This is a genomic window from Oceanobacillus saliphilus, from assembly GCF_023522835.1.
Classification (GTDB): domain Bacteria; phylum Bacillota; class Bacilli; order Bacillales; family Amphibacillaceae; genus Oceanobacillus; species Oceanobacillus saliphilus.
On sequence record NZ_JALCZU010000001.1, the window covers coordinates 598,091 to 611,755 of the forward strand.

At 39.0% G+C, this 13,665-nt stretch carries 13 protein-coding genes and 1 riboswitch; of the genes, 3 read left to right on the forward strand and 10 right to left on the reverse strand.

Going from position 1 to position 13,665, the window contains the following annotated elements; genetic code table 11:
* Positions 1–15: 15 nt before the first annotated feature.
* Both argH and MN204_RS02565 read right to left on the reverse strand, forming a co-directional pair.
* Positions 16–1,407, reverse strand: a complete 1,392-nt coding sequence (gene argH / locus MN204_RS02560; RefSeq protein WP_249869497.1) for an argininosuccinate lyase — start codon at positions 1,405–1,407, stop codon at positions 16–18.
* Positions 1,407–2,660: an argininosuccinate synthase gene (locus MN204_RS02565; RefSeq protein ID WP_249869498.1), complete on the reverse strand. Its 1,254-nt coding sequence runs from the start codon at positions 2,658–2,660 to the stop codon at positions 1,407–1,409. The genes argH and MN204_RS02565 overlap by 1 nt, the downstream gene beginning before the upstream one ends.
* Before the next feature lie 304 nt (positions 2,661–2,964).
* Between MN204_RS02565 and MN204_RS02570 the strand changes: the two genes are divergently transcribed.
* On the forward strand, positions 2,965–3,360 hold the full coding sequence (locus MN204_RS02570) for a DUF4395 domain-containing protein (RefSeq protein ID WP_249869499.1): 396 nt from the start codon (positions 2,965–2,967) through the stop codon (positions 3,358–3,360).
* Between the two features lie 121 nt (positions 3,361–3,481).
* Here the strand turns inward: MN204_RS02570 and MN204_RS02575 are convergent, their stop codons facing one another.
* From MN204_RS02575 to MN204_RS02610, 8 genes are all read right to left on the reverse strand, one after another.
* Positions 3,482–4,129, reverse strand: a complete 648-nt coding sequence (locus MN204_RS02575) for an SDR family oxidoreductase (RefSeq protein WP_249869500.1) — start codon at positions 4,127–4,129, stop codon at positions 3,482–3,484.
* Between the two features lie 92 nt (positions 4,130–4,221).
* Positions 4,222–4,911, reverse strand: coding sequence for an LrgB family protein (locus MN204_RS02580; RefSeq protein WP_249869501.1), 690 nt, complete (start codon positions 4,909–4,911; stop codon positions 4,222–4,224).
* Positions 4,904–5,275 (reverse strand): CidA/LrgA family protein, encoded by a 372-nt coding sequence (locus MN204_RS02585; RefSeq protein WP_249869502.1) that lies wholly within the window; start codon positions 5,273–5,275, stop codon positions 4,904–4,906. Before MN204_RS02585 ends, MN204_RS02580 begins: the two co-directional genes overlap by 8 nt.
* Before the next feature lie 358 nt (positions 5,276–5,633).
* On the reverse strand, positions 5,634–6,464 hold the full coding sequence (pstB, locus tag MN204_RS02590; protein ID WP_249869503.1) for a phosphate ABC transporter ATP-binding protein PstB: 831 nt from the start codon (positions 6,462–6,464) through the stop codon (positions 5,634–5,636).
* A gap of 37 nt (positions 6,465–6,501) precedes the next feature.
* Positions 6,502–7,386, reverse strand: a complete 885-nt coding sequence (pstA, locus tag MN204_RS02595) for a phosphate ABC transporter permease PstA (protein WP_249869504.1) — start codon at positions 7,384–7,386, stop codon at positions 6,502–6,504.
* Between the two features lies 1 nt (position 7,387).
* Positions 7,388–8,344: a phosphate ABC transporter permease subunit PstC gene (pstC, locus tag MN204_RS02600; RefSeq protein ID WP_249869505.1), complete on the reverse strand. Its 957-nt coding sequence runs from the start codon at positions 8,342–8,344 to the stop codon at positions 7,388–7,390.
* 105 nt (positions 8,345–8,449) lie between these two features.
* Positions 8,450–9,469, reverse strand: coding sequence for a PstS family phosphate ABC transporter substrate-binding protein (locus tag MN204_RS02605; protein WP_249869506.1), 1,020 nt, complete (start codon positions 9,467–9,469; stop codon positions 8,450–8,452).
* Between the two features lie 414 nt (positions 9,470–9,883).
* Positions 9,884–10,774 carry a MerR family transcriptional regulator gene (locus MN204_RS02610; protein ID WP_249869507.1) on the reverse strand — a complete coding sequence of 297 codons (891 nt, stop codon included), beginning with the start codon at positions 10,772–10,774 and terminating at the stop codon, positions 9,884–9,886.
* Positions 10,775–11,258: 484 nt separating this feature from the next.
* Positions 11,259–11,377: riboswitch (SAM riboswitch) on the forward strand.
* Positions 11,378–11,691: 314 nt separating this feature from the next.
* On the opposite strand from MN204_RS02610, the gene MN204_RS02615 reads away from it, so the two are divergent.
* Together MN204_RS02615 and MN204_RS02620 are read left to right on the forward strand one after the other, a co-directional pair.
* Complete coding sequence (locus MN204_RS02615) at positions 11,692–12,825, forward strand: iron-containing alcohol dehydrogenase family protein (protein ID WP_249869508.1); 1,134 nt, start codon at positions 11,692–11,694, stop codon at positions 12,823–12,825.
* Positions 12,822–13,631: a MetQ/NlpA family ABC transporter substrate-binding protein gene (locus MN204_RS02620; protein WP_249869509.1), complete on the forward strand. Its 810-nt coding sequence runs from the start codon at positions 12,822–12,824 to the stop codon at positions 13,629–13,631. The genes MN204_RS02615 and MN204_RS02620 overlap by 4 nt, the downstream gene beginning before the upstream one ends.
* Positions 13,632–13,665 lie beyond the last annotated feature (34 nt).

Below are 13,665 nucleotides of genomic sequence, written 5' to 3' on the forward strand. Positions count from 1 at the left end.
AGAGTTATACCTATACTATAACTCACTTAAACCAGCTGAATCCAATACTTGCTCTGCCTGCTTAATTTGTTCTTCCACTCTTCGTTTCGCAGTTCCTCCCGCTACATCACGTGCATTTACAACCGTTTCAGGAGTCAGCACATCAAAAATATCGGATTCAATCAGTTCTGAAAATGATTGAAATTCATCCAGCGTTAGATCAAGTAAATACTTACCATTATTGATGCAGTTTAATACGACCTGACCAACAACAGCGTGGGATTCTCTAAACGGCATTCCTTTTCCAACAAGATAATCAGCAAGGTCTGTTGCATTGGAAAAGTCATTTTTCACAGCGGCATACATATTTTCCTTTTTAACATGCATCGTATCAATCATTGGTGCAAATAAGGCCAATGCACCTTTTAACGTTTCAAATGTATCGAACATGCCTTCTTTGTCTTCCTGCATATCTTTATTGTAAGCCAAAGGCAGTCCTTTTAATGTTGTAAGCATACCGATTAGATGGCCATATACCCGACCAGTCTTACCACGGACAAGCTCTGCAACATCCGGGTTTTTTTTCTGGGGCATCATGCTGCTTCCGGTTGTGAAGGAATCATCCAGCTCCACAAAATTAAATTCAGCACTGGACCATTGAACAAGCTCTTCACATAATCGTGATAGATGTGTAGAAATCAACGAAGCATTTGCCAGAAATTCTACGACAAAATCACGGTCACTGACAGCATCCAAGCTATTTTCACAGATGCCATCAAAACCTAATTTGTCTGCAACAAACTGACGATCGATTGGAAAAGTCGTCCCAGCCAATGCACCCGCTCCAAGCGGTGATTTATTCACACGTTTCAAACTGTCCATCAGTCTTTCTGTATCACGTTGAAACATGAATACATATGCCATCATATGGTGTCCAAATAACACAGGTTGTGCACGCTGCAGGTGCGTATACCCAGGCATCACGGTGTCAAGATTTGCCTTTGCCTGGTTAATAAGAGATTTCTGGACAGCGGCAAGCAATTGGATGGTTGTACCAATCGCATCACGTAAATAAAGACGCATATCCAATGCCACCTGATCATTTCTGCTTCGGCCTGTATGAAGCTTCCCACCGACAGCACCAACTTCCTCAATCAGAAGCTTTTCGACGTTCATATGAATGTCCTCATGCTCCTCGCTAAGTTCAGCTTCACCAGATTCAATCTTTTCCAGAACAATCTGTAATCCTTCAGCAATCTTGTCAGCATCTGCTGCAGGAATAATCCCGCAGACCTTCAGCATTTCCACGTGGGCTAGACTACCCTGTATATCATATTTCGCCAGTTTTTTATCGAACGTAATGGATGCAGTGTATTCATCCATTAACTGATTGGTTGGTTTTGTAAAACGTCCGCCCCATAATTTCACTAGTTAACAGCTTCCTTTACTTCAAGTTTGACTTTCTCAATTGATTTTTTCTTGCTATGCGTTCCATTGACAGACGCATGAACTTTCGTTGGCAGTCCCCACAACTTGATGAAACCAAGTGCAGCATCATGATCAAACGCATCGCCCTTATTATAAGTTGCCAAATCAAAGTCATATAATGAATTTGCTGATTCACGACCAATTACCTGTGCCTGGCCTTTATATAATTTCAATCTAACGGTTCCTGATACATGTTCCTGTGTTTTGGTTATAAATGATTGCAGTGCTTCCGTCAGTGGAGAATACCATAAGCCATTATATACTGTCTGTGCCAGTTTTTGTTCAACAACAGGCTTGAATTCGGCAACCTCTCTTGGCAATGTCAATGCTTCCAGCTCCTGATGGGCAGCAATTAATGTCATTGCAGCAGGTGCTTCATAAATTTCTCTTGATTTAATTCCGACTAGACGATTTTCCACGTGATCGATTCTGCCGACGCCATGCTTTCCTGCAATCTCGTTCAGTTTTAAGATTAAATCATCCAATTTCATTTCCTTGCCATCCAAGGAAACAGGTTTTCCCTGATCAAATGTTATCTGAATAACCTCAGGCGTATCAGGTGCATCAACTGGATCTGCAGTCAGATCATAAGCATCCTTAGGCGCCTCTGCCCATGGATCTTCCAAAATACCACATTCATTACTTCTTCCCCAAAGGTTTTGATCTATACTATATGGGCTATCCAAATTGATTGGAATCGGAATATTATGCTTTTTCGCGTATTCAATTTCTTCATCACGGGACATTGCCCATTCACGTACAGGTGCAACAATTTTAAGTTCAGGGTTTAGAGCTGTAAATGCCACATCGAATCGTACCTGGTCATTTCCTTTTCCAGTACATCCGTGTGCAACAGCAACTGCGCCTTCCTCCTCTGCAATATCAACAAGGATTTTTGCGATTAATGGACGGGAAAGTGCGGAAATCAGTGGGTATTTCCCTTCGTATAATAAATTAGCCTGTAACGATGGCAATACATATTCATTTGCATAAAGTTCTTTCGCATCAATCACATATGATTTGATTGCCCCAACATCCAATGCTTTCTTTTTAACAAAATCTAAGTCTTTTCCTTCACCAACATCTAGTGCAACTGCAATTACATCATACTGATATTTATCTTGTAACCATTTAACTGCAACGGAAGTATCAAGACCTCCGGAATATGCTAATACGATTTTTTCCTTCGCCATTTTATATTTTCCCCTCTCAAATGTGCTATTAATGAATTATTATGCACCATTTTGCATAATAATTCAATAGGTAATTGTGATTTTATTAAAAAATATTTATTTTAAATATTCTAATATATTGTTTCAAAACCAAATTTTATTTAGAAACTGACTTTATGAAAATTATCTATTTGCTTCACATTAATTCTTGAAGGGGGAGAATGTCCGTCTGTTAGTATGGATAAATAAAAATAACCAATTCAATCTCTTTATTCACACTAAACTACTGTGTATAATAAGATAAATAGAAGGAAGGAGAATGTACATGAGCATTCCAAAACCATTAGTTCAGTTGAATCAATCATTTATTGTGACCACCGTCGTATTAGCGTTAGTTATTCACCCTGTTCTTTTACTCTTACCATTTTTAAATGGCTTGTATACTATTATAACGAAAAAGAATCCTATCATCCTTTTTAGTAGGCGTTTTTTGAAAAAGCCTCTGAATCAGTATATCCAGGAGGACAGGGATCAGCAAATTTTCAACCAATGGATCGCCACTATCTGTATTGGCTTATCTCTGATTTTCTTTTATCTGAATCTAACCATACCTGCAATTATATTTAGTATAATGGTTCTGGCTGCTTCAGGCATTGCTCTGATGGGCTATTGCATTGGCTGCACCATACGCTACCGCTACATGATGTGGCGCAAATCTTGAGAGATTTTGGGTGCACTGTCACTCCCCGAATTTTGTCGAAGATTCTTTTATCATTAGCGTATACGCAATCACTTAAAATGCCAAGGGTACTTTTCCACAGTATCCTTGGCATTTTAAATCTTTATATCGTTTTAATTGCTTCCGGTATGGGAGTATTACCCGAAATCAAATCAAATCCCTTTCGGAAGGTGTTATGTTCCACCAACGAAGCGATGACCACTTTGGCTACATCCTCTCGCGGAATAGAGCCTCTTTCCAGGTTTTCAGCCGCAGCAACCTTATCCGTACCCGGCTCATTCAATAACCCACCCGGTCTTACAATTGTGTAATTCAGATTGCTTGCCTCCAGCATTTTATCTGCAAAATGCTTCGCAACCATATATGGTTTAATCGGACTATCTGCCCAACTATCTCTGTTGTGTGCCTGAAACGCGCTGACCATGACAAAACGTTCTGCACCTGCCTTTCCAGCGGCCTCCATCGATTTGACTGCTCCGTCCAAATCAATCAACAATGTTTTATCTGGTCCGGTACTGCCCCCTGATCCAGCTGTAAAGATGACGGCATCTGAACCTTTCACCGCCTCTGCAATTTCATCGACACTTCCTTCAAGATTTGCCAGTACCGCATCAACACCGGATTCTTTCAATACTTCTACCTGTTCTTCTTTCCGCACCATTGCTTTTACCGTATGTTCATCACTATCCTGAAGTAATCGTACAAGATGCTTCCCTATCTGTCCATTAGCCCCAATTACCAGAACCTTCATCCTAACATCTCCCTTTACTTAGACTATGATTCTAATGCCATTATTTCAAAATCGATGGTAAATCACAATGAATGTGTTTCGAATTTGATAGTTTACATAAGAAGTGAAACCAAAATAGGTGCAATAAATGATACGACAATGGCACTCAAAACCATTGCAACTGAACTTATGGACCCCTCCAACTGGCTATGCTCCATAGAATGTGCAGTTCCCATTGCATGTGACCCACTTCCCATTCCAACACCTCGTCCAATAACATGGTCAACCTTAAATAATTTGAATACGAGCGGGCTCATGATAACACCACCTATTCCGGCTATAACTACAAAGACTGCAGCTAGCGACATGACCCCTCCCAGGGAATCTGCGATAATCATTGAAACAGGTGTTGTAACAGATTTAGGGACAAGGGAGTAGATGATATAGTCATCGACCCCACTCCACCCTGCAAGTAGAATACCAGAAGCTACTCCAATGGTGGATCCGGTAATTGTTCCGCAAAGGATTGGTACAATCAATTGCTTCAGTAGGTTTCGTTGCATGTAAAGCGGGTATGCCAATGCCACAACAGCCGGGCCAAGCAGCTGATTAATCCACTCTCCACCCACCATATAGGTATCATATGGTATGTCGAAAACAGCCAAAATCATGATAATTATAATGGAACCGAGGAAAATCGGCAGCGTAAGTGGGGAAACAATTTTCTTATGTAATTTCCAAGTAAATAGATATACTGCCAGCGTTCCTACTATCGCAGTTATACCGATTAAAAGATTACTCATGCTGTAATTCCTTCTTTCTAATAATCCATTGACTAACTTTGGCAGAAATCCCTATAACTAACGCTGTACTAACAAGGATAATTCCGATCACCAACAAACCTTTTCCAGTAAAAATTTCAAGATAATTGATCACTCCAACCGTTGCAGGAATGAAAAATAATGTTAAATGATTAACAAACAGTTTTGTCCCTTCCTCTATCCAAGATAATTTAATTATATTTGATAAAAGCAGAATCAAAAGGATGATCATGCCAACGACACTGCCTGGAATAAACAGATTAAGTGTTTGCTGGATCCAATCGCCAATCAAAAAAATAACATATAATATAACAATATGTAGGATAACTTTATCTAATCTGAGCAAAATGTGACACTCCTATGTATATATGATTTATTCATTATAGCAAAAATAACACAAAACGAATCTAATATTGGTAAACAGGATTTAAAACGGAAGATAAGAAACGTATTTTCACAATTCAGGAATTATCCTCAAGTTTGGTCTATAGCTGATTATTCGTATAAAAAGCTTTACTAAGACCTTAGTTTTTGAGAACTATCCTAGTAACGTCTATTTTGTTGGCGAGCGCTTAGACTTGGGTCTAAGACCTCGAATAGACGGAGCTATCTTAAGTGCACCATTAATTACTGCCATGATTTATAATTTCGTATTATCCAAAAAAGCCCCCTGTCATTTCTGACAAGGAGCCTTGTACTTCATTCTATCCAAATCTTCCAGATATATAATCTTCGGTTCTTCTGTCTGCAGGATTTGTAAAGATATTATTTGTATCATCATATTCTACAACTTCTCCATTTAGGAAGAAAGCTGTTTTATCTGAAATACGTGCAGCCTGCTGCATGTTGTGTGTCACAATAATAATGGAATACTCTTTTTTCAATTCACCTACAAGTTCTTCAATCCTTAATGTCGATTTAGGGTCAAGTGCAGATGTCGGTTCATCCATTAAGATTACATTTGGTTCAATTGCTAGACAACGGGCGATACAAAGACGCTGCTGCTGACCACCTGACAATCCATAAGCATTTTCATTCAACCGGTCTTTAACCTCGTCCCAAATGGATGCTCCACGAAGGCTTTTTTCCACAATTTCATCCAACACTTTTTTATTCCGGATACCGTGAATCTTCGGCCCATATGCTACATTTTCATAGATTGACTTAGGAAATGGATTTGGTTTTTGAAATACCATTCCTACGTGTGTTCTTAAATCTTCCACTTTAAAAGACTTATCCAGAATGTTTTTACCTTTATAAGTGATTTTTCCTGTTGTACGAACCGTTGGAACCAATTCCACCATCCGGTTTAATGTTTTAATATAGGTTGATTTACCACAGCCGGAAGGTCCGATAATTGCGGTTACCTCTTTTTCATAAATAGATAGGTTAATATCTTTTAATGCATGTGTTTTATCATACCAAAGATTTAAATCTTCTGTGTCATAGACAATTTCATTCGTCTTCGGTGCACTTATATTTGATTTAACGTTAACGTCCACCTTAACTTTTTTAGACTTTGTTAAAGGACTCATTATCTATTCACTCCTTTATGTTGATCAGTGTAAAAAACTAATACCGTTGCTGATATTTATTTCGAATATAGATAGCAATTGAGTTTAATAGGAACAACAATACCAATAGGACAATGATTGTGGCCGCAGCCAAATATGCATATTCTTCAACAAGGGAGGAGTCAAGTGTCCAGTAATAGATTTGCATTGGTAGAGCTGTAAACGTATCAAACAATCCTTCAGGAAATGGAATCAGCAATGCCGGAATTCCAAGTACAGTAAGTGGTGCTGTTTCACCAATCGCCCTTGAAAGTGCCAGGATGGACCCTGTCAGAATACCAGGTAATGAAGCTGGCAGGATGATATTTTTTACTGTTTGCCATTTAGTAGCACCCATTCCATACGATGCTTCACTTAAATGCTGAGGTACTGCACGAATTGCTTCTTGGGCAGAAACGATAACGATGGGCAACACGAGTAGAGAGAGCGTTAATCCGCCCGCAAGCACTACATTTCCCAAACTCATCGCTCTTACGAAAATAGTCAGTCCTAAGAGACCATATACAATCGAAGGTACTCCCGCTAGATTTGAAATATTAGTTGCTATAAAAGATTGAAATCTGCCTTTTTTTGCATATAGCTCCAAATAGATTGCAGTTCCAACACCCACAATTAACGTTACAGGAATTACGATGAGCATAAGCCAAGAAGTACCAAGGATTGCTCCCATTATTCCAGCGCGTTCAGGTGCGGTTGATAGTCTGCCAGTTAAAAAATCCCAATTAATCCAGGCTGCACCCTCTGTAAAAATACGAATAAAAAGAATAGCCAGTACAATCAGACCAAATAAAGTCGCTGCCAAAAACAGTTGTTTTAAAATATTATTTTTTATTATACGGGAAGACATGCGTTTTTGCAGTTGAATTTCGTCAAGATATTTCATTTTAATATTCCTCCCTGAACTTACGAGAGATGTATCTTGCAAGCAAATTCATAATTAATGTAAATACAAATAGCGTCAGTGCTACTGCATATAAGCTATAATATATAGTCGATCCTGCGGGTGCATCCCCACCGGCGACTTCAACAATATATGCAGTCATCGTCTGCATAGATTGGGTAATGTCGAAAGTAAAGTTTTTGGAGCTTCCACTTGCAATCGTAACAATCATCGTCTCACCGATCGCACGGGAAATCCCAAGCACAAAGGAGGATATAATTCCAGATAATGCAGCAGGAATTACGACCCTGAAAGTTGTTTCCAGTTTTGTTGCTCCCAATGCCAGTGCGCCTTCACGCATGGAATTCGGAACGGCATTCATCGCATCTTCAGAAAGAGATGCAATCATTGGAATAATCATAACGCCCATTACAATACCAGGGCTTAGTATATTTGTTGCTCCTACAGCCGGGAAAATTTCTCTAATAATCGGTGTCACAAACGTAAATGCAAAGAATCCATATACAATTGTTGGTATTCCAGCAAGTATTTCCAATAGTGGTTTAATCGTTCTTCTAACTTTATCTGAGGCATATTCACTTAAATAGATTGCAGACATTAGTCCAATAGGTCCTGCTACAATCATCGCAATCACGGATGATATTACTGTTCCAGCTACTAATGGCAAAATGCCAAACTCAGGGTTCTGACTCAATGGTCTTAGCACAGTCCCTGTAAAGAATTCCCAAATTGGAACCCTCTTATAAAATTCGATTGATTCAGCTAATAACGTATAGATAATTCCTACTGTTGTCAGTAGAGAAATAGATGCAATAATGATGAGAATTGCAGGAATCATCTTTTCCGTTATATTGGAAAAATTCCTCTTCCTTTTCTTATCAGCAATCATTTCTCTGACATTAACAGCGTTTTTTTTGTTCAAATCGCTGCTTGCTGCCATTTTATCAGAGCACCCCTTCCAGCGCTTTAAAAGTCACAATAAGATGAGAGCAATACGTAATGCTCTCATCTTATTGGTTTTTAGTTTCAATTATTAAAATGTGTCTTATTTAAGAGCTTCTAATTCTTCAGCATATCCTTGAACTTCTTCTTCAGGTAGTGGTGCAAATCCAGTTTCGCCAGCGAAAGTATTAACACTTTCAGCTACATAGATTGCAAAGTCAAGTACTTGTTCTTTTTCTTGAGCGTTGTTCAAGTTCAAATATGTGAATACTGGGCGCGTGAATCCTGCATAGTCGCCGTCTTCAGCAATAGTGTCAAGAGATGGTGCAACAGGTCCATTTCCAAAATCAATACTTACTGCATTAAGTTGGTCTTGGTTGCTGTTGTAGTAACCAAATCCAAAGAATCCGATTCCGTTAACATCTTCAGACACAAGTGTTACAAGTGTTGAATATTCTTGTTGTAAATCTGTTTTATCAGATAGATCTTGTTTTTCTAAAATGTTTTCATAGAAGAACTCATACGTACCATGGTTTTCGTTTGGACCATACGTGTTAATTTCTTCTTCAGGCCAATCTGAATTGATATCTGACCAGTTTGTATATTCTCCAAGGAAGATATCTACAACTTGTTCGTCAGTCAATTCTGTTGCCCAATCGTTTTCAGGACTTGTAACGATCGTTAAACCATCCAAAGCAACTTTAAGCTCCATTACTTCAATTCCAAGTTCGTCTGCTTTAGCTTGTTCTTCTTCTTTAATTTCACGGGAAGCATCATTAAAATCTGTTCCATTCTCTACTAGGAATTTTTCAAAACCAGCACTTGTTCCAGCGCGACTAACTTCAACAGATACTCCAGGTTGTTCATTAATCATGTATTCTTCAGCAAGTCTAGCCATTAATGGATAAACTGTACCAGAACCGTCAATTACTACACTACCATCTAATTCAGCTGATCCAGTTTCTGTTTCTTCAGCATCATCTGCTGCTTCTGTTGTATCTTCGGAAGCTGTATCTTCAGATCCTGTATCTTCAGTGTCTTCCCCGTCAGATCCTCCACAAGCTACTAGCACTACTGCTAATGCTGCAACTAGCAGGAACATTAAATACTTTTTGAAATTCATTTTGAAATTGTCCTCCCCTAATTATGAACTATTTTGTTTGTGAGCTATTTTGCTCTCAATTGATAGTATAGTAGCGAAATGTTAAGAAAGTATGTGTCGAATGTTAAGGTTTTGTAAAGTTACTAGGAAATTAGACTTAAAATTAGACAAAAAAAGTCAGGAATAGACTAAAAAACCACGTAATATCCGGACTGGACGCCGTTTTTCGAAAAATATCGTTATTCCAGGGAAGCTTGACTGGTATTTTCATCCATCCAATTTCCTATAAGTAATCTTCTAAACTTTGTCGCTATCGTCACTCAAACGTGAAATAAGAATCAATGACATCAACCCGATTATTGTCAGACAGGCTTCGTTACACTTTGTGGAGATAGGAAAAAAATAAGAATCTGCAAAGTTATCATTTGCAGATTCTTATTCTGGATGAATTTCAGCCAATACTTGTGGCCAGCTGTCGTAAGAGGCCTTTATATTCCAGCGATAGCGTTCTTCCTTCCTTTCATTTTCATCGATACCATCAACAATAAACTTCAACGTTGGAATAGTTCTCGAAAGCGAATCAATGTAGCGCTGTATGGCTGATGCATGTTTGTTACGGAAAGTTGAGATAGCTATCATACCCACATCTTTTTCTTTTACAAGCTTGTCGAGTCCTTTCAAAGGTGTATCTGCACCTACATAAATAACTGGATAACCGTTTTCTTTTAAAAATAATGTAAATAGAAGTAACCCGATCTGGCGGTTTTCTCCTTGAGGACATAAAGCCATCACTTTTGGCAGGGTTGATGACGTTTCAAACACACGAAAGAAGTTCGTAAACCGCTGTAGGACAATATTGCTTATCATATGCTCCTGTGCGATGTGTAATTCTCCTTTTTCCTGTGCATTTCCAACCTTAAACATCAATGGCCCAATGATTTCATAAAATACCGTACGATAGTGGAATTGGGAAAAGCACAGATCGAGCAAAGAATGGCAACGTACAGAATCCATATGGCGAACTGTATCATACAATTCCTCTATCTGTGTCTGATAATTTCCTTCAGCATGCTTCCCTTGCAAGGTAGGTATATTGCCCTGTTTTTCTTTAATGGCGTGGAGCTGCTTCACTGCCTGACTTACTTTCATTCCATTTTCATGCACTTGCTTTTTTAACCACTTTAGATCATTTATGTTGTCTTCCGTGTAGACACGGTGCCCGGATGCTGTTCGTTCCGGAGTGATTGCATGATAGCGTGTTTCCCATGAACGAATCGTAACAGTAGGCATATCTAATATTTTGGATACTGCTTTTATATTGTACATTGTGGAAAACCTCATTTATTCGTATTAACCGTCATTTAGCCCCACTTCAAGTGCAAAGAACATGCATGTTTAAGAGGTTCCACCTTAGACGTCAGCTTCTAAACCGCAACCTGCATTTATATAAAAGAACTTCGATCCTGAGTAAAGCGTTTTACTTTATAAAAATTATATATTATCTACACGTTAATTGTATCCCACTCGTGGTTTAAAATCAAAATGGTTAAAATCATATAGACAAGCATCTTGTCCATTCGTCAGTTTTCCATCCTATTAACGAAAAGATCCTAGAGTATTAGATGAAGCAAGACCACTAAGCCACGAGCGGTTAATCCAACATCAACGTGAGCAGTATATCTACAGCACTCCTACTTCTACCAAGACTTATTTGTCGATTTCACACTTCTTAAATTAAGTATTTATTTAAATAATGATTGACTTTTTAATAGATTAATATTACGATGTATAAACAACTTTATAAGCTTAACTCTTATTGAGAGTGGTGGAGGGACTGGCCCGTTGAAACCCGGCAACCTTTCAGGGAAATAATTTTCCCGAAAAGGTGCTAAATCCTGCAAAATACAAATGTATTTTGGAAAATAAGAGGGGACTGCAATCTTAATACGCAAATGCCTCTCTTCCTAAGAGAGGCATTTTTTGGTAGGTAAAGAACAGAAGCAAGGGCGGATTGATCACCCCAGACAAGCTTAAGCAGAAACTACCAGTTGTGTTCTTTGCTCATAGGTAGTTTCTACTTAAGACCTCGAGGGGGGTCCGCTTTCCGCTGGACGTGGCCGTTTATGTATAAGAATTAATTGCTGCCGAAATATTTCCATTACTCATAAAAATAAACTTACCTATCATTATATATACAACGTATTAGGCTTTTTAGTTCCCTTAAAGGTAAAGGAGTGGTCATCATGTCAATCGCAGCAGTCAAAGGAGCCCCTGGCCATTACCGGATCGGGGAAGGCGTTCTTAAAGAACTGGATCGTCTTCTTTCAGAACTGTGTATAAAGAAAGTGCATATCGTTTCGGGCAAGAAAGCATGGCAGGCAGCCAAACCCTATCTTCCTGATGAAGTCAATTTGCTGGATGAAAGTCTTCTCACATTTATTGAAGGTCACTGTACGATTAAAAAAACAGCTGAATTAGCAGAAACGTTCACTGCAGATCATGTGGATGCCGTTATCGGTATCGGAGGAGGGACCGTCCTCGATATTGCCAAGGCCTCCGCTGCCCAATCAGGAGTTAAATCGGTACTGATTCCGACGATAGCAGCCACCTGTGCAGCATGGACGCCATTGAGTGTTTTCTACCATGAGGATGGGAAGCATTCACATTATACAGAATTTCCTGTTGCCAACACACTCGTGCTCGTGGAACCAGAAATCATTGCCAAAGCACCACTGAAATATATAAAAGCGGGCATTGGGGATACGTTGGCTAAATATTACGAAGCAGATGCACTTGTAGATGCTTTTTATAAAAATGAGGAACTCCCTGTTTGGTTGCAGGTTTCTCAATTTACTGCTAAGGTCTGTCGCGATATCCTTTTGAAGGATGGCAAAGCAGCAATTCAATCTGTTGAGAGTGGCACTGTATCCGACGAACTTATCCGCGTAATAGAAACGATTATTCTTACCGGGGGCATGGTTGGTGGATTTGGAAATAAAGCTGGCAGAGTTGCTGGCGCTCATTCCTTTCACAACGGGTTAACCGAAGCAGAAGAAACCTATCATTTCCTGCATGGTGAAATTGTGTCCTATGGCACTCTTCTGCAACTCGCTTTGGAAAAGAAAGAAAATGAATTGAAAAAACTGCTTGGCTATTATGAGGAATGGGGATTTCCAGTTAACTTGAAAAGTTTTTCTATTGATCCCGATAACAAGGAGCTCTTAGATAGAATTATCGCAAAATCCTTACTGCCCGAGGAATCGATCCATTTTATGGATATAGAAATAACAGAAGATAGTGTTCTGGAAGCATTTATTAACGTAGAAAAGGTAACACACCGACAAAAAGAATTATTACAGAAAGAGGGATTAAGATGAGAAAAAGCATTTTTCTAGGAATTAGTTTATTATTAATCGGATTACTGGCAGCATGTGGAGGAACTGATGAATCAGCCGATCTTTTGACTGACGATAAACTGACAGTGGGTGTAACTGCTGGACCACATGAAGAAATATTAGAAAAAGTGGCAGAGCTAGCTGCTGAAGAAGGGTTAACCATCGAATCTGTAGTATTCAGTGACTACGTTATGCCGAACGTTTCCTTATCAGAAGGTGAAATTGATATCAACAGTTTTCAGACTGAACCATTCTTTGATCATATGAATGAAGAACGTGGACTCGATTTGATTAAAGTGGCAGATACGGTTACATTCCCAATGGGCATCTATTCAGAAGAAATTGGAGATATAGCGGAATTGGAAGAAGCTTCACGCCTTGCACTTCCTAGTGACCCAACAAATAGTGGACGAGCACTTTTGCTTTTTGAACAGGCTGGTTTGATCACGCTTGAAGAAGGCTTAGGCGTGAATGCAACTGTAAATGACATCGCTGAAAATCCAAACAACTATGAGTTTATCGAACTTGACCCTGCACAAATCCCAAGACAACTTGGCGAAGTTGATGCAGCTGCAATCAATTCAAACTTTGCTCTTGAAGCTGGACTTGTTCCTGGAGAAGACACCATTTTCATTGAACAGGATTCCACATTCGTTAATCTGATTGCTGTACGGACTGAAAATAAAGATGATGAAATCGTTCAGCAATTTATTGACCTTTACCAATCCGATGAAGTAAAACAATTTATTGAAGAAAACTTTAATGGTTCTGTTGTACCCGGTTGGTAAAAATTAATTTAACTCAAGAAGAGAGCGGATTTCT